The organism is Streptomyces sp. NPDC058469, assembly GCF_042721125.1.
Classification (GTDB): Bacteria; Actinomycetota; Actinomycetes; order Streptomycetales; family Streptomycetaceae; genus Streptomyces.
Window position 1 is genome coordinate 1 of sequence record NZ_JBHXME010000162.1, and the last position, 24,799, is coordinate 24,799.

Annotated in this window: 23 protein-coding genes and 3 pseudogenes; 10 read left to right on the forward strand and 16 right to left on the reverse strand. The window is 69.9% G+C overall.

Annotated features, from left to right (window positions below; genetic code table 11):
* The 7 genes from ACFWP5_RS42575 to ACFWP5_RS42605 form a co-directional block, all read right to left on the reverse strand.
* The coding region (locus ACFWP5_RS42575) for a sensor histidine kinase (protein WP_384169852.1) at positions 1 to 1,001 on the reverse strand (1,001 nt) is incomplete at its 3' end.
* A 35-nt stretch (positions 1,002 to 1,036) separates the two neighbouring features.
* Positions 1,037 to 1,702 carry a winged helix-turn-helix domain-containing protein gene (locus ACFWP5_RS42580; RefSeq protein WP_384169854.1) on the reverse strand — a complete coding sequence of 222 codons (666 nt, stop codon included), beginning with the start codon at positions 1,700 to 1,702 and terminating at the stop codon, positions 1,037 to 1,039.
* A 76-nt stretch (positions 1,703 to 1,778) separates the two neighbouring features.
* Positions 1,779 to 3,206 (reverse strand): cellulose binding domain-containing protein, encoded by a 1,428-nt coding sequence (locus ACFWP5_RS42585; RefSeq protein ID WP_384169857.1) that lies wholly within the window; start codon positions 3,204 to 3,206, stop codon positions 1,779 to 1,781.
* Positions 3,207 to 3,305: 99 nt separating this feature from the next.
* On the reverse strand, positions 3,306 to 4,838 hold the full coding sequence (locus ACFWP5_RS42590; RefSeq protein WP_384169859.1) for a beta-N-acetylhexosaminidase: 1,533 nt from the start codon (positions 4,836 to 4,838) through the stop codon (positions 3,306 to 3,308).
* A gap of 46 nt (positions 4,839 to 4,884) precedes the next feature.
* Entirely contained in the window at positions 4,885 to 5,724 is an 840-nt protein-coding gene (locus ACFWP5_RS42595; protein WP_384169860.1) for a carbohydrate ABC transporter permease, read from the reverse strand.
* Positions 5,721 to 6,710, reverse strand: coding sequence for a carbohydrate ABC transporter permease (locus ACFWP5_RS42600; RefSeq protein WP_384169862.1), 990 nt, complete (start codon positions 6,708 to 6,710; stop codon positions 5,721 to 5,723). Before ACFWP5_RS42600 ends, ACFWP5_RS42595 begins: the two co-directional genes overlap by 4 nt.
* A gap of 33 nt (positions 6,711 to 6,743) precedes the next feature.
* Positions 6,744 to 7,973 carry an extracellular solute-binding protein gene (locus ACFWP5_RS42605; protein WP_384169896.1) on the reverse strand — a complete coding sequence of 410 codons (1,230 nt, stop codon included), beginning with the start codon at positions 7,971 to 7,973 and terminating at the stop codon, positions 6,744 to 6,746.
* Between the two features lie 307 nt (positions 7,974 to 8,280).
* Between ACFWP5_RS42605 and ACFWP5_RS42610 the strand changes: the two genes are divergently transcribed.
* Positions 8,281 to 9,120: a GntR family transcriptional regulator gene (locus tag ACFWP5_RS42610; RefSeq protein WP_384169864.1), complete on the forward strand. Its 840-nt coding sequence runs from the start codon at positions 8,281 to 8,283 to the stop codon at positions 9,118 to 9,120.
* Here the strand turns inward: ACFWP5_RS42610 and ACFWP5_RS42615 are convergent.
* The 5 genes and pseudogenes from ACFWP5_RS42615 to ACFWP5_RS42635 all read right to left on the reverse strand — a co-directional run bounded on the left by ACFWP5_RS42615 (position 9,105) and on the right by ACFWP5_RS42635 (position 12,628).
* Entirely contained in the window at positions 9,105 to 9,548 is a 444-nt protein-coding gene (locus tag ACFWP5_RS42615; RefSeq protein ID WP_384169866.1) for a hypothetical protein, read from the reverse strand. The genes ACFWP5_RS42610 and ACFWP5_RS42615 overlap by 16 nt on opposite strands.
* A 106-nt stretch (positions 9,549 to 9,654) precedes the next feature.
* Positions 9,655 to 9,982, reverse strand: a pseudogene (locus tag ACFWP5_RS42620) (MerR family transcriptional regulator); the annotation flags it as partial.
* A gap of 191 nt (positions 9,983 to 10,173) precedes the next feature.
* On the reverse strand, positions 10,174 to 10,725 hold the full coding sequence (locus ACFWP5_RS42625) for an NADPH-dependent F420 reductase (protein ID WP_384169868.1): 552 nt from the start codon (positions 10,723 to 10,725) through the stop codon (positions 10,174 to 10,176).
* Between the two features lie 154 nt (positions 10,726 to 10,879).
* Positions 10,880 to 11,662, reverse strand: coding sequence for an SDR family oxidoreductase (locus ACFWP5_RS42630; protein ID WP_384169870.1), 783 nt, complete (start codon positions 11,660 to 11,662; stop codon positions 10,880 to 10,882).
* A 126-nt stretch (positions 11,663 to 11,788) separates the two neighbouring features.
* On the reverse strand, positions 11,789 to 12,628 hold the full coding sequence (locus ACFWP5_RS42635) for an SDR family NAD(P)-dependent oxidoreductase (RefSeq protein ID WP_384169872.1): 840 nt from the start codon (positions 12,626 to 12,628) through the stop codon (positions 11,789 to 11,791).
* A gap of 126 nt (positions 12,629 to 12,754) precedes the next feature.
* Between ACFWP5_RS42635 and ACFWP5_RS42640 the strand changes: the two genes are divergently transcribed.
* Positions 12,755 to 13,267: a MarR family winged helix-turn-helix transcriptional regulator gene (locus tag ACFWP5_RS42640; protein ID WP_384169874.1), complete on the forward strand. Its 513-nt coding sequence runs from the start codon at positions 12,755 to 12,757 to the stop codon at positions 13,265 to 13,267.
* A gap of 44 nt (positions 13,268 to 13,311) precedes the next feature.
* Here the strand turns inward: ACFWP5_RS42640 and ACFWP5_RS42645 are convergent, their stop codons facing one another.
* Positions 13,312 to 14,190, reverse strand: coding sequence for a helix-turn-helix transcriptional regulator (locus ACFWP5_RS42645; protein ID WP_384169876.1), 879 nt, complete (start codon positions 14,188 to 14,190; stop codon positions 13,312 to 13,314).
* Between the two features lie 229 nt (positions 14,191 to 14,419).
* Between ACFWP5_RS42645 and ACFWP5_RS42650 the strand changes: the two genes are divergently transcribed.
* The 4 genes from ACFWP5_RS42650 to ACFWP5_RS42665 all read left to right on the forward strand — a co-directional run bounded on the left by ACFWP5_RS42650 (position 14,420) and on the right by ACFWP5_RS42665 (position 18,067).
* Positions 14,420 to 15,268, forward strand: coding sequence for a helix-turn-helix transcriptional regulator (locus tag ACFWP5_RS42650; protein WP_384169878.1), 849 nt, complete (start codon positions 14,420 to 14,422; stop codon positions 15,266 to 15,268).
* A gap of 139 nt (positions 15,269 to 15,407) precedes the next feature.
* A complete protein-coding gene (locus tag ACFWP5_RS42655) occupies positions 15,408 to 15,974 on the forward strand; it encodes a flavin reductase family protein (RefSeq protein WP_384169880.1) in 567 nt (188 codons plus the stop codon).
* A gap of 34 nt (positions 15,975 to 16,008) precedes the next feature.
* Positions 16,009 to 16,974: an NADP-dependent oxidoreductase gene (locus tag ACFWP5_RS42660; protein ID WP_384169882.1), complete on the forward strand. Its 966-nt coding sequence runs from the start codon at positions 16,009 to 16,011 to the stop codon at positions 16,972 to 16,974.
* Between the two features lie 28 nt (positions 16,975 to 17,002).
* Complete coding sequence (locus tag ACFWP5_RS42665; protein WP_384169884.1) at positions 17,003 to 18,067, forward strand: NAD(+)/NADH kinase; 1,065 nt, start codon at positions 17,003 to 17,005, stop codon at positions 18,065 to 18,067.
* 7 nt (positions 18,068 to 18,074) lie between these two features.
* Here the strand turns inward: ACFWP5_RS42665 and ACFWP5_RS42670 are convergent.
* Positions 18,075 to 18,413, reverse strand: a pseudogene (locus ACFWP5_RS42670) (sensor histidine kinase); the annotation flags it as partial.
* A gap of 2 nt (positions 18,414 to 18,415) precedes the next feature.
* Between ACFWP5_RS42670 and ACFWP5_RS42675 the strand changes: the two are divergent.
* The 3 genes and pseudogenes from ACFWP5_RS42675 to ACFWP5_RS42685 all read left to right on the forward strand — a co-directional run.
* Positions 18,416 to 18,918: pseudogene (locus ACFWP5_RS42675) on the forward strand (ABC transporter permease); the annotation flags it as partial.
* A 158-nt stretch (positions 18,919 to 19,076) separates the two neighbouring features.
* Complete coding sequence (locus tag ACFWP5_RS42680) at positions 19,077 to 21,131, forward strand: phosphocholine-specific phospholipase C (protein ID WP_384169886.1); 2,055 nt, start codon at positions 19,077 to 19,079, stop codon at positions 21,129 to 21,131.
* 52 nt (positions 21,132 to 21,183) lie between these two features.
* Positions 21,184 to 22,014, forward strand: a complete 831-nt coding sequence (locus ACFWP5_RS42685) for a phospholipid scramblase-related protein (RefSeq protein ID WP_384169888.1) — start codon at positions 21,184 to 21,186, stop codon at positions 22,012 to 22,014.
* A gap of 6 nt (positions 22,015 to 22,020) precedes the next feature.
* Here ACFWP5_RS42685 and ACFWP5_RS42690 read toward each other — a convergent pair whose 3' ends face one another.
* Both ACFWP5_RS42690 and ACFWP5_RS42695 read right to left on the reverse strand, forming a co-directional pair.
* Positions 22,021 to 22,980, reverse strand: a complete 960-nt coding sequence (locus ACFWP5_RS42690; protein ID WP_384169890.1) for a hypothetical protein — start codon at positions 22,978 to 22,980, stop codon at positions 22,021 to 22,023.
* A complete protein-coding gene (locus ACFWP5_RS42695; RefSeq protein WP_384169892.1) occupies positions 22,977 to 23,771 on the reverse strand; it encodes a phosphatase PAP2 family protein in 795 nt (264 codons plus the stop codon). Before ACFWP5_RS42695 ends, ACFWP5_RS42690 begins: the two co-directional genes overlap by 4 nt.
* Before the next feature lie 224 nt (positions 23,772 to 23,995).
* Between ACFWP5_RS42695 and ACFWP5_RS42700 the strand changes: the two genes are divergently transcribed.
* Positions 23,996 to 24,619, forward strand: a complete 624-nt coding sequence (locus ACFWP5_RS42700) for a TetR/AcrR family transcriptional regulator (protein WP_384169894.1) — start codon at positions 23,996 to 23,998, stop codon at positions 24,617 to 24,619.
* Positions 24,620 to 24,799: the final 180 nt, after the last annotated feature.

Consider the following 24,799-nt stretch of genomic DNA (forward strand, 5'->3'; position numbering starts at 1 on the left):
AGCCCCGGCGTGACGGTGACCTCCACCGGCGACCCGGCCGGGCCGCCGTACCGCTGGGCGTTCTCCACCAGGTTCCGTACCGCCTGCGCCAGCAGGTCCGGATCGCCGCGCACCACCACCGGCTCGGACGTCACCGTCACGCTGTCGTGGTCCGGCAGTTCCTCGACCGTGGTCTCCACCAACTGGTCCAGGCGCAGCGGCACCAGCTCGACCCGCCGCGCCCCCGACTCCAGCCGCGCCCTGGCGAGCAGCCCGGTCACCAGCCGACTCAGCCGGTCCACGAGCCGTAGCGCCTCGTCGGACGAGCCGCCCCGCTCCACCACCAGCCGCAGCGTCGCCAGTGGTGTCCGCAGTTCGTGCGCCGCCTCGGCCAGGAACTGCTCCTGCCGGCCCAGCCCGCGCAGCGCGGGCCGCATGGCCCGGCCGGACAGCAGATGTCCTACGGCCGCCGCGCAGCAGACCAGTGCCGTGCAGCCGAGGGCCAGCCAGCGCACCAGGAGGTCGTGATCGCGTTCGCTGCGCGCCAGTTCCGTGCCGACCAGTACGGCCGCCCCGATCCGGTCGCCGTCCCAGACCGGCGCCGCCGCCCACCGCAGCCGCCCGCCCTCGGCCGCGGGAGCGCTGACGAGGACCGTCTCCTGCTCGTCCAGGACGCTCCGCCAGACCTCGTCCAACCGGTCCCTGTCGGGCAGCGACGAACGCCCGGGTACGACGTTCCGCACCGACGGAGTCTTCCCGGGTGCCGTCTGCAGGACCGCCAACACCTGTGCGCCCTGGGCGAGTTCGTCCTCGCGCAACGGTTCCAGGTGCAGTACCCCCGCGTCGAACCAGACCGCCCGCGACAGCCCCGCCGCGCGGCTGCCGACCTCGTGGTCGAGGCCGGAGCGGCGGGACGCGGAGTCGATGCGGATGGCGACCACGGCGAGTACGACGAGACAGGCCGCGGTCGTCGAGGCGAACAGGAGGGTCATCAGCCGGCGGGTGCGCCGGAGTCGGGCCATGGCGGGTGACGGGGCGGACGCCGTGTCGCGACGCTTCACGCCTCGCCGCCCAGGCGGTAGCCCATACCGCGCACCGTCGCGATCGGATCGGGCGGTCCGAGCCGTCTGCGCAACTGGCCGATCAGGACGTCCACCACATTGGACATCGGCTCGCTCGCCTCGTCCCAGCAGCTCTCGATCAGCTCGCTGCGCGTCACCACCTCGCCCGCGCGCAGCATCAGCAGTTCGAGTACCGCGAACTCCTTGGCCGAGAGGCTGAGCAGCACCCCGGCCCGGGTCACCCGGCGCCGCGGCAGATCGAGTTCGAGGTCGCCCGCCCGCAGGACGGAAGGCCGCGCGGGCTGCTCCCTGCGGCACAACGCCCTCACCCGTACGACCAGTTCGGCGAAGGCGAACGGCTTCACCAGGTAGTCGTCCGCACCGTGCTCGAAGCCGGCCACCCGGTCGCTGACCGCGTCCAGCGCCGTCAGCAGCAGGAAGGGCAGCACCGATCCCGCCCGGCGGTGTGCGGCGAGCAGCGTGAGGGAGTCGCCGTCCGGGACCGAGCGGTCGGCCACGACACAGTCGTAGCGATTGACGGAGAGCTTGAGATCCGCCTCGGCCAGCGTGCGCGCGAGGTCCACCGCGAACCCCGCGTCACGCAGTCGATCAGCGACGACGGGCCCCAGCTCGGGGTCGTCCTCCAAGACCATTACGCGCATGGCCCGGAGCTTAGGCGACGGTGGGCCGCACGCTCGGACGCCGTACGCCGAGTGCGCGGCCTGCCGCCCCGAGTGATCAACTGCTGGGCACGGTGTCCTCGAACGTGGTGCCCGCGCCGCGGTACGCCGCGACCTTGGCGGCCACCTGCGCCGGCGTGAGGACCTGGTCCTTGACGTGCAGGACGTAGTCGACCTGCTCGTCGTAGGACCGCGAGGTCGAGCTGGTCAGGCCGCCGAAGTCGATCAGCCACTGGTTGAAGTTGATCGACATCGGCCGCTCCGGGAGGTACGCGGCGTCGTGGGTGCCGAAGAGTTGGCCGTCGATGTAGTACTTGATGGAGCTGTTGTCGATGGTCAGCACCAGGTCGTGCCAGCCGTTGTAGCTCTGCCGGCCCTCGGTGTGCTGGTTGACCGCCACCCACGGGTCGGCCTGGTAGGTCTCCCAGGACGTTGTGTAGAGGATGTTGGAGGTCTCGCCCCAGCCGCCGTTGGGGAGGTACTCGAAGTCGTACTCGGAGTAGTCGTCCGCCATCGGTGCCGTGAGGTCGTTGATGGTGAAGAACGTCTGGACGAGGTGGTCACCGTCCGGTCCTGACTTGGGCGCGTCGTTGAACTTGACCCGGGCCGCGTAGGTGCCGTTCTTGAACTTCCTTGTGTTGGTGACGACTTCGGTCTGCTTGGTGCTCTCGCCGGTGCCCGCGGTCGACGTCTCCAGGTTCATGACGGAGTTGCCGCTCGTGCTGGGGAAGGTGACGTTCTCGGGCGCCCACGTGGCACCGGAGACACCGGGACCGCCGGAGGTGGAGCGCACGCTCCAGCCGTGCGCCGCGACCTTCGGGTCGTTGTAGGCGCTGTAGTTGAAGTCGTCGAACAGCGTGGCGCCGGTGGCCGGGGGGTCGGTCGGCGGGTCGGTGGGCGGGTTCGTCGGATCGTTGCCCGCGGGCGCCTGACCCCACAGGGTGTTGCCGGCCAACTGTGCCGTGACCTTGGACCAGTCGGCGTAGGACGTCTGCGAGGCGCCGAAGGAGTAGTCGTCGCTCTGGATCAGTGACTGCCATGTCGACTGGTAGAAGCGCAGCTGCATGTCACCGGTGTCGGCGCCCGGCGCGAGCGTGCCCGCGCCGGAGGTGAAGCCGATCTCCAGGTAACGGTCCGCCGTGGCCGTCGGGTTGGCGAGCGTGCCGAAGGTGCCCGTGACGTTGGCGCAGCCCTTGACGGCCCAGGAACACGCGAAGCGGTAACTCGCGCTCGCCGAGTCGGCCTTGAAGTAGTAGCGGAGCTTGACGCTCGCCAACTGAACAGTCGTGGAGCCGGTGTTCTTCACCTTGAACCAGGGCTCGGACTGGTCGGCGGTGGCTCCCGAGGCGCTCGTGCGGTACTGGACGCTCAGCCCGTCGCCCGCCGCGCTCGCGGTGGACGGCATGGCGGTGAGCGCGGCGGCGCCCATGGCCACCGCGACGGCGGCGGACGCGGCGGCGCGCAGTCTGTTCTTCGCGAATCTCATGGTTGTGCCTCTCCAGAAAGGTGGGGTGATTCCGGAACGGGACAGGTCAGGGGTGATGCCGAAGCGGGGCAGGTCGTGGGGGTGCCGGTACGGGACGGGTCAGGGGTGGTACGGGACGCCCAGCGCGTCGAGGCGGGCCGTGTGGTCGTCGAGTCGGGAACGGAAGTCGGCCCAGTCGGTCGCGCCGCTCCAGGCACGGTCGGCGAGGGCGCACAGGCGGGGGTAGGTGAGGTACTCGATGCGCTCGGGCGTCCTGACGAACTCGGTCCACAACTGCGCCTGGGTCCCCAACACCCGCTCGGCAGCGCCCCGTTCGGCGTCCTCGGGCACCGGGTCGTGGGCGTGGACGGCGCGCAGATCGACGACGCCTCCCGGCTGGGCAGCGGGCTCGCCCGGGTCCTCGGACTGGGCGTAGTCGAGATAGGTGGCACGGTGATAGGCGCTCACGACGGGGTGACCGCGGCGGGCCGCCGTCAGGGTGTGCGCGGAGTCGCGCCAGGTCATCACCGCGAAGTCCAGGGGCAGTTCGGCACCGGTCTCGGCCCAGCCGACCGGTCGCCGCCCGTGCCGCACGAGGAAGTCGCCGATCCGCCCGAGGAACCAGCCGTGCAGCGCCGCGGGACTCGACAGGCCCTGCGCCAGGGCCCGTTCGCGTGCGGCGACACTGTGCGTCCACTCGGCGGTGGGGCACTCCTCGCCGCCGACGTGGATGTACGGCGAGGGGAAGACGTCCATGACTTCGTCGAGCACGGTGCGGCAGAAGTCGAGCACCTCGTCGTGGACCCCGAGGACGGTGTCGCACACGCCCCAGCGGGTCCAGACGTCGAGGGTGCGCTCCGGGTTGTTGCCCAGCTCGGGATAGGCGGCGAGGGCGGCGCGCACATGCCCGGGCATCTCTATCTCCGGCATGACGGTGACGCCGCGAGCGGCCGCGTAGCTGACCAGGTCCGCGAGTTCGGCCCTCGTGTACGAGCCGCCGTGCGGGACGCCGTCATACAAGTCGCTCCCGGCGGGGCCCAGTTGGGACTCGGCGCGGTGGCCGCCGATCTCGGTGAGCTTCGGGTAGGCGGACACCGGCATGCGCCAGCCCTGGTCGTCCGTGAGATGCAGATGGAACACGCCGATCTTGTGCAGCGCCAACAGGTCGACGTACCGGCGCAGATAGGAGACGGGCTGGAAGTGCCGGGCCACGTCCAGCATCGCGCCGCGCCAGGGATGACGGGGGAGGTCGGTGATCTCGACGCACGGCAGCAGCCACTCCGTATCGCGCTGCGGAGACTCCGACAGGGCCTGCGGGGGCAGGAGTTGACGGATCGTCTGGATACCGCGCAGCAGCCCGGTGAGGTGTGCGGCGCGCAGGAGTACGGCGTGCGGGGCGACGGTGAGTCCGTATCCCTCCTCGCCGAGACCGGCAAGACCGGGGTCGAGGGTGAGGGTCAACTGCCCCTCGGCGGAGGCCGGTAGAGGCAGTCCGGTGGCGGGGGCGAGCAGGGTGCGCAGCAGGTCCGCGGCAGGTTCGGCGCCCGCGCCGATGTGCAGGGCGGTGTCGGCGTCGAGCGTGAACTGCCCCGGCCGGGCTGCGGACTTGGTGGGGCGGGGGACGAGGGAGAGCACGGAACGCTGTGCGGGCATGGATCGTCTCCGGGACGGGGGCGTGTGGGGGAGGCGGTGCGGCGGCTCAGCCCTTGACCGCGCCGGCCGCGAAGCCGGAGGTGACATGGCGCTGGAGCAGCAGGAACACCACGAGTGCGGGCGCGGCGAAGAGAGTTGAGGCGGCCATGGTGGCGCCCCAGTCGGTGCCGAAGACGTTCTGGAAGGAGGACAGCCACACCGGCAGCGTGCGGTGGTCCTGCTGCTTGATGATCAGGAAGTTGGCGTACGTGAACTCGTTCCACGCCGTGATGTAGCCGAACAGCGAGGTCGCCATCAGGCCCGGTGCAAGGAGCGGGAACGCCACCCGCCGGAACGCGCCGAACCGGGTGCAGCCGTCGACCTGCGCGGACTCCTCCAACTCCGCTGGAATTGTGCCGATGAAGCCGCGCAGCACGATGATCGTGAACGGCAGCGTCATCATGAAGTAGACGAGCGTCAGAGTCGGCAGCCGGTCCAGCATGTCGGTGTCCCGGGAGATGATGTACACCGGGATGATCAGTGACTCCCAGGGCGCCATCTGCGCGATGAACACCATCAGCATGAACTGCCGGCGCCCCTTCCACTTCATCCGGGCGACCGCGTAGGCCGCGCCGAGCGCGATGACGAGGGCTAGCAGGACGGCGCTCAGCGTGACGAGGAGACTGTTGCGCCAGAACAGACCGAAACCGGCGGCGCCGACCGCGGTACGGAAGTGGTCGAGGGTCCAACTCTCCGGCACGATACGGGGGTTGTCGGACTGGATGTCCCGGGTCGGGGTGAACGCGGTCGCGACCATCCAGTACACCGGGAACAGACAGACCACGACCGTGACGACGGCGGCGATGTTGAGGGGCAGACGGCGGATGCGGGGCCGGGTCGTGCTCATGCGAGCTCGTCCTCCTGGCGGAACATCTGGCGGAAGTAGAAGACGAGGACGCCCGACATCAGGACCACGGTGACCATCGAGGCCGCCGAACCGAGGTCGTAGCGCTGGCTCGACAGGGCGGTCTGTACCGCGTACACGGGCAGGATCGTGGTGGCGTCGCCGGGCCCGCCGTTGGTCATCACCCAGATCTGCACGAACGCCTTGAACGTCCAGATCACTTCGAGCGAGAACACCAGCAGGAAGATCGGCCGGACCATCGGGAAGGTGATGGACCGGAAGATGCGTGGCCCCGACGCCCCGTCGAGGCGCGCCGACTCGTACAGCTCGGCGGGGACGGTGGTGAGCGCCGAGTACAGGGTGATCGCCGCGAACGGCACCGACTGCCACACCACGAGGACGACCACGATGGCGAACGCGGCCGGCCCGTGCGCGAACCAGGGATAGCGGTCGAAGGACTCGAACCCCAGCCCCGTCAGTACCGAGTTGACGATGCCGAACTCCGAGTGGAACAGCCACTGGAAGACCGTCGTCGCCGAGATCACCGGCATCGCCCAGGTCAGCACGAGCGCACTGAGCACCGCGGTCCGTCCGAACCGGCCGAGCCGCTCGACCATCAGCGCGACCAGCGTCGACAACGTCATGATCAGGACGACGTTGATCCCCATGAAGAGGAACGTGCGCCGCACGACCTCCCAGAAGTGACGGTCGCCCAGCAGCGTCCCGTAGTTCTTGAACCCGACGAACCGCGCGTGCCCCACGATGAGTTGACGCAGTCCGAAGTCCTGCATCGAGATCACCACGGCACGGACCAACGGATACACGAGCAGATAGAGCGTGCCGAGAACGGCGGGCGCGATCAGGACGTACGGCCAGAACCCGCGGCCGACGGTCCGTGCCGGGCGGCGCGGACCCGGGCCGGGGGAGCGCCGGGAGGGTCCGGTGCCGAGCGGGGGACGTGGGGCGGTCTCTTCTCGGACGGCCGACACGGCGTTCCTCCTTCCGATGAGGGAACGGACGGCTCAGGAACCGGAGTTCATCGCCGCGGTGATGGCGTCGGACGCGGTGGCGGCCTTCTTCTGGATGTCGCCTCCGGTGAGGACGGCCGTCATGTAGTCCTTGATCGGGTTCTTCGCCTCTACGGCCGCCCAGCCCGGGGTGTTGGGCGTCGCGTGGCCCACGGCGGCGCCGACCGCCATCGCAGCCGCGCCGGGGTCGGAGGCGACCGCGGAGGCCAGCGTCGTCTTGTTCGGGACGTAGCTCATGGCGAGCGAGAGCTTCTTCTGCCAGGCGTCGCCGGTGAGTTCCTTGACGAAGGTGTAGGCCGCGCCCTGCTTGGTGGACGCCGTGGGGATGACCAGGTCGGAGCCGCCCGTGAAGACCGCGCCGGGGGTGGCGGCGGTCCGGCCCGGGATCGGGAAGAAGCCGAGCTTGCCCTTCAGCGCCGGGTTGTCCTCGACAACGACGTTGGCGCCGCCGGGAGTTGAGATGACCTGGGCGACCTTCCCCTTGGCCATGACATCGGCCTGCGGCGGGTTGGCCTCGTCGGAGTCCTTCGGGCCCTTGCCGAGGGCCTGGAGCTTCTCGTAGAACCGCATGCCGCTGATCGCCTCGGGGGTGTCCAGCGTGCCCTTCCACTTGCCGCCGGACTGGGTGGCGAGGTCGCCGCCCTCGTCCCAGACGAAGCCCGCGAGGGTGTACCAACTCTGGCCGGGCAGGTAAATGCCCTGTGTGTCACCGGAGTCGAGCTTTCTGGTGGCGGCGATCCACTGGTCGCGGGTCTTGATCGTCGACGCGTCGATGCCGGCCTGCTTGAAGAGGTCGGTGCGGTAGATGACGACGCGGTTGGCGGCGTAGTACGGAATGCCGTACTGCTTGCCGTCGTAGGCGCCCGGCTCGGCGAGGCCCTTGAGCCAGGTCCTGCCGCCGAGGTCGTCCACCTTGTCGCTGAGGTCGAGCAGCCCCCCGCTCTGCGCGTACTGGGCGACCTGGGTGTTGCCGGTCTCGATGACGTCCGGTGCGTCGTTGCTGGCGAGGGCGGCCGTGACCTTCTCGCCGATCCCGTCCCACTCCTGGATCTGCACCTTGACCTTGATGTCCGGGTGGGCGGCCTCGAAGCCCTTGACGAACTCGTTCTGGAACCGGGCCGACACGCTGTCGCGCATCAGCCACACGTCGATGGTGCCGCTCCCGCCGGAGCCGGTGCCGGCGGAATCGGAGGAGCTACTGCACGCACTCAGTCCGGCGGTCATCACGAGCACGGAGACGCCGGCGAAGAAGCGGAGCTTCACGGTTCACCTCTGGAGGACATGAACTGACCACCTGACCAGTGAAGTCCACTGGACAGCTCACCTGTCGATGTGGGGATGAAGGTGGCATAGACCAATGCGGGCGTCAACCCCTCTTGCCGCAAGGGGACTTGGCGTGCCGGGCGGTCAGGAACCGAAGGATCACCACCCGGTGGTGGTTACACTGCCCGGGTCAACAGGGCGATTGCGGGCTACCGTTGGTCAACTGGTCAAGTGGCCAACCAGGGACTCCGCGCATGAGGAGTGCGACATGAAGGCCGACGCGCCAGGCGCGGTGCTCAAACGGGAGCGAGTCCGCGACTTCATCCTCGACCTCGTCGAGTCGCGCCACCCGGGGGACGCGATCCCCTCCGAGCGCGTCCTCTGTGTCCAACTCGGCGTGTCCCGCCCGACCTTGCGCGCGGCGGTCGACGAACTCGTCGCCGCGGGGCTGCTGATACGGGAACACGGGCGCGGCATGTTCGTGGCACCCGAGAAGATCACCCAGGAACTCGTCTCCGGCGAACAGACCATGACGGCACCCCAGGCCTCCGGCGCCTGGACGAGCCGCCTGCTGGAGTTCACCACTATCCCGGCCGGCGCCCGTGTGGGCCGTCGGCTGCGCCTCTCGCCCGCCGCCGAGATCGTGTACGTGGCCCGGCTGCGCCTGGTCGACGGCGCCCCGATGGCCATCGAGCACCTGCACATCCGGGCCGACCTGGTCCCGACCCTGTCCGCACGGGAGTTGGAGGCCGGCGACCTGTACGAACACCTGCGGGAACAGCACGGCGTGCACGTCCAGGAGGCGGTCCAGGCGATCGAGCCGACCGTCGTCACCCGAGCCGAGGCCGAACTCCTCGACGTCCCCGAACTCTCCCCGGCCCTGCTCTTCGAACGCCTCACCTCGGACACGACGGGCCGGCCCGTCGAATACGTCCACTCGATCTACCGGGGCGACCGCTACCGCATCGTCTCCCGCCTCACCCTCGGCCCCTCGGTCACGGCCCCGTCGACCCCGCTCGGCCACCATCCCGGCATCCCCCCGGGCGACTTCGCCCACCGGGACACGATCGCGGCGTCCACGCAGGGGGATATTCAGTCGGCGTCCTGAGGTGCGGGGGCGAGTGCGGTTCGTGCCCGGATGACCGCGTCGTAGAGGGACTTCGGATCGTCGGCGTGCAGCTTGATCACGCGTACGAGGCGGGGCGTGCCGAGGAGCTTCGGCGCGTTGACCGGTTCGGTGAGTTCGAGAGTGAGGGAGGTCTGGGAGCCGATGGGCAGGTTCAGCTCGCCGTCCTTCTTCGTGTGGGTGAACAGCGACTCGCGCCGGACGGAGGCGATCAGGCCGACGGGCACACGGATGTCGACACGGGCCGCCTGCCGGACGCGCAGGACACCCCCGGCCAGGACGTGCGGCTGGGTGACGGCGGCGTGCATACCGAGGACGAACAGCACGGTGTAGACATCGACGACCAGGAAGACGGCGTGGGCGACGGGCCACCTGGCGAGCAGGAACGACAGGGCGACCGTCCCGGCCACACACACGAACGTGAGGCCGCACACCGTGGCGGCCTCGCCGAGGCCCGCCGGCAGCGCGGTGAGCTGCGGCGACAGAGGCGCTTCGGCGGCCGGCCGCCCGCCCGCCCGCCCCGTGCCTCGGCCAGCAGTACGGCGAGCCGCTCGCGTCGCTCCCGGACGACCGCTTCCTGCCGTCCGAGGTCCTCGTCCAACTCCTGGAGGAATTCCACCAGTTCGCGGCCCTCGTCGTCCGAGAGGACGTCGCGCACCTCGTCGAGACCGAGGCCCAGCTCGGTCGGGCGCCGGATCCGGGCGAGCAGGGCGGCGTCCCGGATGCCGTACTCGCGGTAGCCGTTGCTCCGCCGTACGGGTTCGGGCAGCAGCCCGAGATGGTGGTAGTGCCGCACGGTCCGAGGGGTGATCCCGATGAGGGCGGTGATCTCGCCGATTGGCATGAGGTCAGTGGAAACCCTGACGTCGCGACAAGGTCAAGAAGGCCTGAGCGGCGGGCGGTGGGCCCGGCGAAGCCTTGACGGAAGGGCCGGGGGAGCCCCCGTGGGCTGCGTGACCTTGCCGCGGCGTCCGGCGGCCACTGACCCCGGGTCGGCGCGCTCGACGCCCTGAACTGCCCCCGCCCGCCCCGTACTTACAGCTCCCCGGGCCGCCCGTACCGGTAGAAGAACGGGCCCCCGATCTGCCCGGCCAGCGCGCGGGTCAGGCCCGAGCTGTCCTCCAGCAGGCGCGCACCCGGGTCGAGGTCACCGACGTAGAGCGGGTCGAAGCCGGCGTCGGTGATGAGCCGTGCGGTGATGTCCTTCGCGGCCGGTTCGGCGGCGTAGAAGTTGCTCGGGGTCACCCGCTGGGTGCCGATCTGCTCGTACGCGGAGGCGAACACCGTGTTGAACGACTTCGCGGTGGGGCCGCCGACGATCGACTTGACCTGGTGCGCGAGCGAGGGGAACGCGGTGTCGCGCTCCGAGTAGAGGTTGGTCGCGTCGATGGTGACCTGGCCGTTCAGCCCGGTCACGCCCCGCAGCGCCTCGGCGATCAGGTTGCCGGGGACGGCCACGACCACCACCTCGGCGTCCGAGGCGTCGCCGCCGTCGCGGCCCAGCGTCCTGACCTCGTGCCCGGCCTTCTCCCACAGGCGGGCCAGGCCGCCGCCGACGTGTCCTCGTCCGATCACCGTGATGTTCATGTCGGCCTCCGGCCTGCCTGGGTTTTCACGTCCTCGTTGACGTATCAACAAGACATCACTGATGTTGTCGTGTCAACCAATGTCACCAGGACGGGGGAGGAAAAGCGCTCGGCTGTTCCTCCCCCGCCCTGACGGGATGGGGGTGGGGCGGATCTCAGATGGCCTGCGCGGTGGGCAGGATGGTGATCTCGGTGAGGTTGACGTGGCGCGGTACGGCGGCCATGAAGGCGACGGTCTCGGCGATGTCGGCGCTCTGGAGGACGTCGATGTCGCTGATGAGGTCGGCCATCAGCTTGGACGCGTCGACGTCCGTGACGTGGTCGGGGAGCTCGGTGTCGACCATGCCGGGCTCGATGGTGGCGACGCGGACCATCTTCGGCCCGAGTTCCACGCGGAGCAGCCGGGTGAGGTGGCTGATGTACGCCTTGGTGCCGGAGTAGATCGAGAACTTCGTCAGGATGCGGGTGGCCGCGATCGACGAGGTGTTGATCAGGTCGGCCGGCTTGCCCGCGGCGGCGGACTCCGTCAGGTGGGGGAGGAACGCGGCGATCACGTTCATCAGCCCGCTGATGTTGAGGTCGATCTGGCGTTGCCAGTCGTCGACCCTCAACTCCTCGATACCGGAGATGAGTTGGACACCGGCGTTGTTGAACACCAGGTCGGCCTTGCCGAAGCGCTCGGCGACCTGGTCGGCGGCGGTCTGGACGGCGGCGCGGTCCGTGACGTCGACGGCCAGGGCGAACGCGGTGCCGCCGGCGGCCTCGATGTTCTTGACCACACCTTCCAGCCGCTCCTTGCGGCGGGCCAACACGACCACGGTGGCGCCGAGTTCGGCGAGCCGTTCGGCGGTGACGGCACCCATACCGCTGGAGGCGCCGGAGACGACGGCGACACGGCCGGAGAGGGGGGTACCGGTGAGCAGGGCGGCAGCAGACATCACAAAACCTCAATCTCTCTGATGGGAAGGGTGTTTGACGGTGTGTCAGGTATGGCAGGTGTGTCAGGAAGCGGCCGGCTCGGGCGCCCGAACTCGTCGGACTCGGACTCGGACGCCTGTTGTGCGTCAGGCGTCGTCGTCGTGCCCGGTGGCCGCGGACTTCTCGCGCCACGGGGCCAGATCGTCCTGCACCTGCTGGTACTTGACCTCCAGCCGCTCCAGGGTGTCGCGGCCGAGGTAGAGATGCGTGGGCAGCTTCTCGGTGCCGGTGACCTCGACGATGAGCGCCGCGCCCAGGACGGGGTCACCGAGCTGCGCGTGGTTGGCCCGGTCGATCCAGTCGAGCGTCACGTGGGCGGGGGTGTCGTCGTAGTCGGCGATACGGTTCGCGGCGACCGAGAGCGAGCTGGAGTCGAGGAAGTCGGTGCGGAACACGCCCGGTTCGACCACCATCGACTGGATCCCGAACGGCGCCATCTCGGCGGAGAGCGCCTCGCTGATGCCGGCGACCGCGAACTTCGACGCGGAGTACAGGCTGACACCGGGCTCGCCCTCGAAGCCCGAGCGGGAACCGATGTGCACGAGCTTGCCCGAGCCCTGCTCGCGCATCACGGGCAGGACGGCGCGGGTGACGTTGATCAGGCCGAAGACGTTGAGGTCGAACAGCGACCGCGCCTCCGCGTCGGTGATCTCCTCCAGCGCGCCGAGCAGCCCGCGGCCGGCGTTGTTCACCAGGACGTCGATACCGCCGAAGCGCTCCACCGCGGCCTCGACCGCCTGCGGGATGGTGTTGTTGTCCGTGACGTCCAGGGCGACCGCGAAGACGTTGTCGGACTTCTTCAGGTCGTCGGGCACCCGCTCCGGATTCCGTACGGCGACCACGACATTGTTACCGCCTGCCAGCGCGGCCCGGGCGATTTCCGCGCCGATTCCGCGGGAGGCGCCGGTGACAAACCACGTAGCCATGGGGAAAACCTCTTTCGTCGCTTCCCCTTGTGGGGGAATTCTTGTTGACGAGAACGAGTCTGTCCCTCCGTGGCGGAGCTATGAAGGCAGCGGTTTTCCTGGGAGCCCCACACCCAGGATCGGGTGGTGACCGGCGAAGTCGGTGACATGTCAACAAGCTGGTACGGTGAGATCATGTCCGAACCCCGATGGCTCACCCCCGACCAGGCCGAGGTCTGGGCGAAGTACCGGAGGGTGCGGCGCGAGCTGCAACGGGCCCAGGACCAGCAGTTGCAGCGAGATTCGGGTCTCTCGGCGGCCGACTACGCGCTCCTGGCACCCCTGTCCGAGTCCGCCGACGGCGTGCTGCGCGCGCGGGAACTCGGCGCCGAGGTCGACTGGGAGCGCAGCCGGCTGTCCCATCAGATCAGCCGCATGGAGAAGCGCGGGCTCGTCACGCGCGAGGCCTGCGCCGACGACGCCCGCGGCTCGATGGTGCGGCTCACGGAAAAGGGCCGGGAAGCGATCGAGGCCGCCGCGCCCACCCATGTGGAAAACGTGCGGCAGATTTTCTTCGACCCGCTGACACCGGACGAGGTGCGCCTTTTCGGCGATTTCCTGGACCGAATACTGGGAGCGGTCGAGCAGAATTCCGGGTAAGCGCCGTAATTCCGAGATCTCCGCGCTCCCGGTGATCCCGGCTTTTACTGGGAGCCCCGCGCCGGATTCTGCTGGTGCGGTACCTCGGGGGCGCTGAGCGAACCCAGCAGGGCCAGACCGTCCGCCGAGGGGGAGTCCGGCTCCGCCTGCAGGATGATGAGCTGCTGCCCGGGCGCGCTGCGGATGGTGAGGGCCTCGTGCCTCAACTCCAGGTCCCCCACCACGGAATGACGCATCTGCTTCACCTCGTAGGGCGGGACCCGGGTGTACTCGCGGGCCCACAGCGAGCGGAACTCGGGGCTGCGCACGGACAGTTCGCCGACGAGCTCCAGGGTGCGGGGATCCTCGGGCGTGCTCGCGGCGGACTGCTGGAGATCGGCGACCGCACGGTTCTTCGCCCGCTCCGGGTTCCGGTAGAACGTCTTCGCCGCGGGGTCCAGGAAGAGCATGCGCAGCACGTTGTCGTGCTGGGTGAAGTCGCGGTAAAGGGCGTCGGTGAGGGCGTTGGTCGCCAGCAGGTCCTGGGCGTGGCCGATGATGAAGGCCGGGGTCCTGGTCCAGCTCTCGATCAGCTGCCGCAGATGCGGGCGCACCCGCTCGACGCGGGAGGGCGACTTCGTACGACGGCCCGTGGGCCGCGCCAGCCGGAACAGCTCCAGCCGGTCCTCCTCCGCCAGCCGCAGCACCCGGGCCATGGCCTCCAACACCCGTACCGACGGCCTGAGTTCACGGCCCTGCTCAAGTCTGCCGTAGTAGCTCGGGCTGACCCCGGCGAGCGCGGCGACCTCGTCGCGGCGCAGTCCGGGCACCCGCCGGCGGCCGTTGCCGGCCAGCCCCACGTCGGCGGGGCTGACGCGCTCCCGGCGGGAGCGGAGGAACTGACCCAGCCCTTCAACCGGATCGGGGCGCGTGTCGTTGTGCATACCGTCGAGGCTAGGCGGGAAACGCCCGGAGAAGTTCTGCCGACGGTGGGTGCGTTGCACCCAGGATTACGGCTCCCGGGCTGGCGCGGAGGAACTACGGGCAGGTCTTCGGGCGGGTCTTCGAGCGAATCCCCGAGTGGCGAATCACTCTGTGTGAGGGGTGTGGAACCTGGTGCGTTTGTGCACGAGCGGCCCTTCTCAACGTTCGAAAAGCATCTAGTCTTGCCGCATGAGCAATGGGACCCCTTTGGGTGATTTCCTCCGGGCCCGCCGCGAGGCCCTCAAGCCCCAGGACGTCGGTCTGCCGGAGTACGGCCGACGCCGGGTGCCGGGACTGCGCAGGGAGGAAGTCGCGCTGCTCGCCGGAGTCAGCTCCGACTACTACATCAGGCTGGAGCAGGGGCGCGAGAACAGCCCGTCCCCGCAGGTCCTGGAGGCCGTGGCGCAGGCGTTGAAGCTGGACGCGGAGTCCGCCGACCATCTCAACCGGCTCTGCCTCACGCCCTCGCAACGTCCGCACGACGGAGGTGAGGCGGATGTCAGCCCGCAGTTGCTGCAGCTGATGGACGGCTGGGAGCACACCCCGGCGTTCGTCCTCGGCCCGGCGCTCGACATTCTCGCGGCCAACTCCCTTGCCACGGCGCTGCACAGCGGGTTCGACGCGTTCGACAACCTCGCCCGCAACGTGTTCGTCGACCCGGCGGGGCGGGAGTTCTACCAGGAATGGGAAAGGGCCGCGCATTCCTGCGTCGCCGAACTCCGGGCCGCCTACGGCCACGATCCCGAATCGGCCCGTATCGCCGAGGTGGTTGAGGAACTGTCCGCGGACAGCGAGGAGTTCGCCGGGATCTGGCGGCTGCACGACGTCAAGAGCAAGTCCCAGGAAGGCAAGCACCTCAAGCACCCGCACGTGGGCGACCTGCACATCGCCTTCGCCGCCTTCACGGTCAACGGCGCCCCGCATCAGCAACTCGTCGTCTACCAAGCCGAACCGGCCGGCCCCACCGCGGCCGCCTTCGAGACGCTCAGGGTGATGGCCACCGAGCCGAAGCAGGCCCAGACGAACGCGAACACCTGACCCGGGGCCGAGGCTGGTCCTCCCGCACCCAGGAAAACCACGGCCTTCATACCGGCGCGCCGTCTGCCGAGACTCGAAAGGACAGACAGCGCACCGGCCCCGCCGCCGGGACGCGCTTCGCACGGCGTCAGGAGCGGACATGATCACCGTGAAGGACCTTCAGCCCCACCCCCTGGACCAGGTTCACCGGCTGATCGAACCCGGCCCCGTCATCCTGGTCACCACCAGGCACCGAGGCGTGCCGAACGTGATGACCAACGGGTTCAACATGATGGTGCGCCACGCCCCGCCGCTGATCGCGTGCACCATCGGCCCCTGGGACCACAGCTACGAAGCCCTCGTCGAGACCGGCGAGTGCGTCGTCTCCGTCCCGACGGCGGACATGGCCGCCACCGTCGTCGACATCGGCAACTGCTCCGGAACCGACGTCGACAAGTTCGACGAGTTCGACCTGACCGCCGTGGACGCCGAGCAGGTCCAGGCGCCGCTCGTCGCGGAGTGCTTCGCCAACATCGAGTGCAGGGTCGCCGACACCAGCCTCGTCGCCCCCTACAGCCTGTTCCTCCTGGAGCCGGTCCGGGCGTGGACCGACCCTTCACAGCCCTCCCCGCGCCTGTTCCACCACCGCGGCGACGGCACCTTCACGCTCGACGGCCCGACCGTCGATCTCCAGGACCGCATGACCAAGTGGCAGTACCTTCTGTAGGCCAGCGGATCCCCCGGACACCGGAGACTCGACCATGCCCCGAGCAGTGAAGTTCTCGCGCTACGGCGGCCCGGAGGTGCTGGAGGTCGTCGAGGTGCCGCGACCCGAGGCTGGCCCCGGGGACGTGCTCGTCCGGGTCGTCGTCGCCGGGGTCAATCCCGGCGAGGCCGGCATCCGGCAGGGCGTCTTCGCGGACATGTGGCCGGCCGTGTTCCCCGAAGGACAGGGCAACGACTTCGCCGGTTGGGTCGCCGAACTCGGCGACGGTGTGGCCGGGTTCGCCGTCGGCGACGAGGTCATCGGCTACCTGCCCCGGGCGGCGCAGGCCGACTACGTCGTCTCGCCCGCCGACCTCCTCGCCCCCAAGCCCGCCGACATCAGCTGGGAAGCCGCCGCGCCCCTGTCCGCGGTCGGGGTGACGGCGTGGGCCGCCGTCGACGCCGTGGAGCCGGCCGCCGGGGACACCGTCGTGGTGTCCGGCGCGGCCGGTGGAGTCGGTTCCCTCGCCGTGCAGCTGGCGCGGCTGCGGGGCGCGACGGTCATCGGCACCGCCGGACCGCACAACGCCGACTTCCTGCGCTCGCTCGGAGTCCTCCCCGTCGAGCACGGCCCAGGCCTGGCCGACCGGCTGAAGGCCGCGGCGCCCGACGGGATCGACGCGTTCATCGACACCTTCGGCCAGGGCAACGTCGACATCGCCATCGAGCTGGGCGTGGCCCCGCAGCGCATCAACACCCTCGCCGACGGCCGGGCCGTAGCCCGCTACGGCGTGCGCAGCAGGGCCCAGGAGGACGTCTTCACCCCTCAACTCGTCGCCGAACTGGCCGAACTGGTCTCCAAGGGGCTGCTCACCGTCCCCATCAGCGAGGTGTATCCGCTGGAACAGGTCCAGGAGGCCTACCGGCAGGTGCAGCGACGCCACACGCGCGGGAAGATCGTGATCAGCCTGGTCCCGCCCGACGAACGCCCCGCACCGGCCGCCGAACTCCGCACCCCCTGACTCCTCACCGCACTCCACGGAGGACCCCATGCCCGTACGTCGTATCGGCCTCGTCGTCCACCAGGGACGCGAGACCGCCCGGGACGCGGCGGCCGCCGTGCACGCCTGGAGCAAGGCGCACGACGTCCGCTGCACGGAGATCGACGTGTGGGCCAAGGACCACCACCGCCGGGCCGGACGCGAGGAGGCCGAGGCCGCGGGCAACCCCGACCTCGTCGTCACCCTCGGCGGCGACGGCACCTTCCTGCGCGGCGCCCGCATCGCCGTCAAGAGCGACGCCGACGTCCTCGGCGTCGACCTCGGCAAGGTCGGCTTCCTCACCGAGGTCCCCGCCTGCGACATCGGCGACGCCCTCGACGCCGTGCACGAAGGGCGGGCCATCGTGGAGGAGCGCATGACACTGACCATGCGCGCCTCCCGCCCGCTGGACATCCCCGAGGAGATGGAGGCCCTGCTGCGCTACGGCCGCGGTCCCGCCCTGCCGCCGCCGCAGGTCCGGCCCGAGACCACGGAAGGCGGCGGCTGGGGCTGCGCGCTGGACGTCACCGCGCTCAACGACATCGTCCTGGAGAAACTCGCCCGCGACCGGCAGGTCGGCGTCGGCGTCTACCTGGCCGGACGACTGCTGGCGACCTACTCCGCCGACGCGCTCGCCGTCGCCACTCCCACCGGCTCCACGGCCTACAGCTTCGCCGCCGGCGGACCCGTCCTCTCGCCCCACATGGACGCCGTCGTCTTCACGCCCATCGCCCCGCACATGACGTTCAACCGCAGCGTGGTCGCCGCCCCCGACGAACCGGTCGGCCTGCGCGTCCTGCCCCACTCCGGCCAGGCCATCGTCACCGTCGACGGCCAACTCCGCGGCGTCCTGGACCCCGGCGACTGGATCGGCGTCTTCCGCGCCCCCCAGCGGGTCCGCCTCGTCCGCCTGCGCCCGACGGATTTCTACGGCCGGCTGCGCGACCGGTTCCGGCTCACGGACGCCCCCGCCAACGCCCAGGACGGTCCCTCGGAACCGTTCTTCCGCCCGGACACCCCGGTCCCGGCGGACCTCGCGGGCATGCGGTTGCCGCCGCCGGACGCCGTGAGCTGAGAGAGGTTCACACGGGGAGGCGGACGGTGAAGACCGTGCCGGCGCCGACCGTGCTGGTCACCGTCACCGTCCCGCCGTGCGCCTCGGTCAGCCTTCGCACGATGGCGAGGCCCAGACCGCTGCCGCCGGTGCGCCGACTCCGTGACTTCTCGGCACGCCAGAAACGGTCGAAGACCCGGGGCAGGTCCTCGGCGGGGATGCCGGTGCCGGTGTCGGCGACCTCGATCGTGACGTGGTCCCCGGCCCGGTGGGCGCGGAGGGTGACGCTGCCGCCGGGCGGGGTGTGCCGTATCGCATTGGACACCGGGTTGCCGATGACCTGCCGTAGTCGTACGGGATCGCCGGACGGACATCGACCGCTCGGTGATGGTCGGCTGGGACGCGGCCCGCACCCGGCTCAACTTCACCGGCCACCCCACGGTGATCTACGTCAAGGCCAGAGAGGACGGCATCGACGCCGTCCGCAACGTCCTCGCCCCCACCATCTCTCCCGAACTCCCCGGCATGGCCCAAGTCAGCCGCCCCTCCGACGCGTTGGCCGCCAAGCGCGCCACCCGGACCACCTTCTCCGCCCTCTTCCTCGGCCTGGCCGGCGTCGCCCTGCTCGTGGGCGGGATCGGCGTGGCCAACACCATGGTCGTCTCCGTCCTCGAACGCCGCCGTGAGATCGGCCTGCGCCGCGCCCTGGGCGCCGACAAGGACCAGATCCGCGGCCAGTTCCTCACCGAGTCCATCGCCCCGTCCTGCCTCGGCGGCCTCGCCGGCGCCGTCCTCATCGGCATGGCCGCCGGCGTCCACCTCTCATCCGGGCCTCCCGACTCACGCCCACCGAAGCCCTAGCGACAACGTGACGAGGTCGGCGTGCCGAGCCGCCCCCGCACGTACGGGCGACTTTCACCTGGGTGCCACCAGACCCTTCCCTGACGTTTGTTGCTCTTGGAACACTCGCACCGCGCGCATTTCGCCATGTTCCGGCCGGCCGCGCGTCAGGATGAGAGGTGCCTCACCCATGTCCGAAGTCAATCGGCGTCGCTTTCTCCAACTCGCGGGTGCCACCACGGCCTTCACGGCACTGTCGAACAGCATCGAGCGTGCCGCCGCGCTCCCGGCGAACCACCGTTCCGGGAGCATCGAGGACGTCGAGCACATCGTCGTCCTGATGCAGGAGAACCGGTCCTTCGACCACTACTTCGGCTCGCTCAGAGGCGTCCGGGGCTTCGGCGACCCGCGTCCGGCCGTGACCCGGCAGGACGGGAAACCGGTCTGGTACCAGTCGGACGGCACGAAGGACATCCTCCCGTTCCGCCCCGAGGCCGACGACCTGGGCCTGCAGTTCATCCAGGACCTCCCGCACGGCTGGAACGACGGGCACGCCGCGTTCGACGGCGGCAAGTACGACAAGTGGGTGCCGTCCAAGGGCTCCACGACGATGGCGTACCTGACCCGCGAGGACATCCCGTTCCACTACGCGCTCGCCGACTCCTTCACCATCTGCGACGCGTACCACTGCTCGTTCATCGGCTCCACCGACCCGAACCGCTACTACATGTGGACGGGTTACACCGGCAACGACGGCACCGGCGGCGGCCCCGTCCTCGGCAACGACGAGGCCGGCTACAGCTGGACGACGTACCCCGAGCGTCTCGAAAAGGCCGGCGTCTCCTGGAAGATCTACCAGGACGTCGGCGACGGCCTTGACGCGAACGGGAGTTGGGGCTGGATCCAGGATGCCTACCGCGGCAACTACGGCGACAACTCGCTCCTGTACTTCAAGCAGTTCCAGAACGCCCAGCCCGGCGACCCGCTTTACGACAAGGCCCGCACCGGCACCGACGCACGCAAGGGCGAGGGCTTCTTCGACCAGCTGAAGGCCGACGTCAAGGGCGGCAAGCTGCCGAAGATCTCCTGGATCGTCGCCCCCGAGGCCTTCACCGAGCACCCCAACTGGCCCGCGAACTACGGCGCTTGGTACGTCGCCCAGGTCCTGGACGCGCTGACCTCCGACCCCGAGGTCTGGGCGAAGACGGCTCTGTTCATCACCTACGACGAGAACGACGGCTTCTTCGACCACCTGCTCCCGCCGTTCGCGCCGGGCTCGGACGCGCAGGGCAAGTCGACCGTCGACGTCGGCCCCGACCTCTTCAAGGGCGACGCCAGCCACCCGGCCGGTCCGTACGGACTGGGCCAGCGCGTGCCGATGATCGTCGTCTCGCCCTGGAGCAAGGGCGGTTACGTCTGCTCGGAGACCTTCGACCACACCTCGGTCATCCGGTTCATGGAGACCCGCTTCGGTGTCCACGAGCCCAACATCTCGCCCTGGCGGCGCGCGATCTGCGGCGACCTGACCACCGCGTTCGACTTCTCCCACAAGGACGTCAAGAAGGTCCCGCTCCCGGACACCGACGGCTACCGGCCGCCGGACGGCAACCGTCACCCGGACTATGTGCCGACCCCGCCCGCCAACCCGGCGCTGCCCAAGCAGGAGCGCGGACTGCGCCCGGCCCGGCCGCTCAAGTACGCGGCCACGGTGGACGGATCGGCGGACACGGCGGCCGGGAAGTTCACCCTCACGTTCGCCTCCGGCGCGAAGGCCGGCGCCAACTTCCTCGTCACCTCCGCCAACCGGACGGACGGGCCCTGGAGTTACACCACCGAGGCCGGCAAGACCGTCTCGGACGCCTGGAACTCGGCGTACTCGAACGGCTCGTACGACCTGACCGTGCACGGCCCGAACGGCTTCCTGCGCGTCTTCAAGGGCCCCGGCAAGAGTGCCGGACCCGAGGTCACCGCGCGGAACTGCGGCGACGACGTCGAGCTGACCTTCACCAACAAGGGCTCCGGGACAGTGCAGTTGAAGGTCGCCAACGGCTACGGCGGCCGGGCCCAGAGCATCAAGGTGCGGGCGGGCGCCACCGTACGGCACACCTTCGACCTGGGCGCCAGCAAGCGGTGGTACGACCTGACGGTCACCTCCGACGGCGACGCGACGTTCCTGCGGCGATTCGCCGGACATGTCGAGAACGGCCGGACGGGGGTCAGCGACCCGGCGATCGCGACCGCTTGAGGGGCTCTGTGAAGCCGGTTGTTTTCCGGGGCACTCGCGGTAGTGTGCCCCGGTGACCACGCATTCGAACACACCTGCAGGCTGGTACCCGGATCCGCACGGAGCGCCCCAGACCCTCCGGTACTGGGACGGCGCGAAGTGGACCGAGCACACCAACGCGGACCAGCAGGCGCAGCCGCAGGCCGTGCCGCAGCAGCAGGCGGGGCCTGATCCGCGGGCCCAGCGCCAGGTGAAGCAGCAGGTGCAACAGCAGGCCGGGGTCGCCGGGGGTGGCCCCGGCGGCGGCAGCCTGTTCAGCGAGCCGGTCCTCGTGGTGAACCAGAAGGCCAAGCTGATCGAGCTGACCAACGAGTACAAGGTCATGGATCAGAACGGCAATCTGATCGGCTCGGTCAGCGAGATCGGCCAGAGCACGCTGAAGAAGGCGCTGCGTTTCGTCTCCAGCCTCGACCAGTTCATGACCCACCGGCTGGAGATCCGGGACGCCCACGGGCAGCCGCAGTTGGTGCTGACCCGGCCGGCGAAGATCATGAAGTCCAGGGTGATCGTGTCCCGCCCGGACGGCTCACCGGTGGGCGAGATCGTCCAGCAGAACATGATCGGGAAGATCAACTTCGCGCTGAACGCGAACGGCCAGCAGATCGGCGCGATCAAGGCGGAGAACTGGCGGGCGTGGAACTTCGCGATCGTCGACCACGCGGACAACGAGGTGGCCCGGATCACCAAGACCTGGGAAGGCCTCGCCAAGACGATGTTCACGACCGCGGACAACTACGTCCTGCAGATCCACTACCAGCTGCCCGAGCCGCTGTTGAGCCTGGTGGTGGCGACGGCGCTGACCGTCGACACCGCCCTCAAGCAGGACTCGCGCGGCCTCGGCTGACCCTGATCACAGAGCGGTGAGATGCCCCGGCGCGGACTTCCGGTCCGGCTGCCGGGGCAGCAACGCCGGTTCGGCCGAGGCCGATTGGGGCTCCAGCGCCAGTACGGCGGCCACGGGGTGGTCGTCGAGCTCGTGCGGCAGCGGTACCACGGAGCTCACCCGGGTCAGCAACACCACACCCCAGGACGCGATTCCGGCTCCCGCCAGTGCGAGGAGTATCCCGGCCGCGCCGCCCTGGAGGCGTTCGCCCAGCAGCGCGAGGCCGATCGCGGCGGCGGCCAGCGGGTTCGACAGGGTCACCACCGCGAGCGGGGCGCCGAGGCCGCCCCGGTAGGCGGTCTGCGAGAGCAGCAGCCCGCCCGCCGCGAACACCGCGACCAGCAGGGCGACTCCGACCACCTGCATGCTCAGCACCGGACCCGAACGGTCCGTCGCCGCGACCGTCACGGTCTGCGTGAGCGCGGAGGCCACACCCGAGGCGACACCGGACGCCGAGGCGTGCCGTAGACCGGGCCGCGCGCCGCGTCGTGCGAGCAGGCCGATCAGTGCGGACGTCGCGCCCGCGACCGCCAACGCCTGGGGGACGGTGAGTACTTGGTCGGGCTGGGGACCGGATGCCGTGACGAGCAGGGCCGACAGGCCGAGCAGTGTGAGGGCGGTGCCCCGCCACTCGACCGGGCTGACCCGACGTCCGGCCACCCGCGCGCCCATGGGCACCGCGGCGACGAGCGTGAGCGCGCCCAGGGGCTGGACGACCGTCAGCGGGCCGTACTTGAGGGCCACGACGTGCAGCAGTGCGGCCGACGCGTTCAGGACGACCGTCCACCACCAGGATCCGGTGGCCAGCAGCCGGAGCATGCCCGCGTCGGAGTTGCGGGAGGCCAGCCGTTCCTGGGCCACGGCCGCTGCCGCGTAGGCGACGGCCGAGAACAGGGACAGGACGACGGCGACGAGGGTGGCGTTCATCGGCCCGCTCCGACGAGAACCGGCTCTTCCACGGCGAGTTGGGGCCGGCCGAGGCCGGCCGTCGTCGCCGTGCGGTGCGGGGGGTGGACCAGCGCGAGGGCGATGCCGAGCATGGCGGTGGCCACGATCGCGTCGAGCCAGTAGTGGTTCGCGGTGCCGATGATCACGATCAGCGTGACCAGCGGGTGCAGCAGCCACAGCCAGCGCCAGCGCGAGCGGGTCGCGACGATCAGGCCGATCGCCACCATCAGCGCCCAGCCGAAGTGCAGCGAGGGCATCGCCGCGAACTGGTTCGAGAGGTGGTCGCTGGTCGGCGGGCCGTACACCGAGGGGCCGTACACCTTGGCGGTGTCGACCAGGCCCGTCGCGGCCAGCATGCGCGGGGGCGCGAGCGGGAACACGAAGGGCAGGACCAGGGCGGCGGAGGTGACCGTGGCCAGGACCCGGCGGGCCCAGACGTAGTGCGCGGGGCGCCGCAGGTACATCCAGACCAGGAAGGCGACGGTGGCCGGGAAGTGGACGGTCGCGTAGAAGGTGTTCGCGATGTGCACGAGGGTGTCGCTGTGCAGCAGCACCGACTGCACCGAGCCCTCGCCCGGGAGATGGAGGGTCCGTTCCAGGTCCCACACGTGGCGGGCGTTGTGCAGGGCCTCACCGGTGTGGCCCGTCGCCAGCTGGCGGCCGAACTTGTAGACGAGGAAGAGCCCTGCGACGAGCAGGAGCTCACGGACGAGAGGGGGCCGCGCTATCGCGCTGGTCCCCTTCTCTGCAGGCTCGGTTCGGGCATTCATCCCCCGGCCCCTTCGCTGACGGTGGTGCGTGTGGTGGTGCTGGCCGGGTTTGTGACCCTTCCGGCGGACCGAACTCATCGGTACGAGTTCGTTCCGATACGACAGTGTACCGATACGCGCGTGTACCGATACGGCGGAGTACCGGTACACTGGCGTATCGATAGCGAAACGAGACAGACTGGAGAGCGGGCCCCGAGTCCGCGGACCGAGCGAGGAGAAGAGCCATGACGTCGCAGGCTGAGGACGGACCGGACACGGTCGCCGCCTCGCGCCGCTCCAAGATCACGCCCGAGCGTGAGCGGGAGTTCTTCGACGCCGTGCTCGAACAGATCCGCGAATGCGGGTACGACTCCGTCACCATGGAGGGCGTCGCCAGCAGCACGCGCTGCAGCAAGTCGACGCTCTACCGTCAGTGGCGGACCAAGCCCCAGTTCGTGGCCGCCGCGCTGCGCGCCAACCGCCGGGTGCACTTCACCGGCATCGATACCGGATCGCTCGCGGAGGACCTGCGCCAGGCCGCGCGGGCGGCGGGCGCCTGGTCGGCGAAGGACACGAAACTCGTCTCGGCCCTCGGCCACGCCGTCATCCAGGACAGCGAACTCGCCCAGGCGGTACGCGAGGCGCTCGTCCATCCCGAGATCGCCGCGCTGGAGGACATCCTGCGCCGCGGTGTCGAACGCGGCGAGATCCCGGCCGACCACCCGGCCCTGCCGTACGTCCCCGCCCAGATCTTCGGCGTCCTGCGGGCCCGTCCGGTCCTGGAGGGCTGTTACGCCGACCCCGACTACCTCGTCAGATTCGTGGAGGCCGCGGTGCTGCCCGCACTCGGGCTTGCCGGGTCACCCTGAGAACCAGGCCGCCGTCCATGGGATGACTGGACGGTGACCTGCTCGCGCCGCACCGTGGGGACGGGGGCGGCGCGCACCCCCCGGGGGCGGGGGGGGTGGCAGGTGGTGGGATGAGGCGCACCCCCCCCGCAGGGGTTAGGGTAGGATTAGGGAGCAACCAAGAAGGTGGTGTTCTTATGT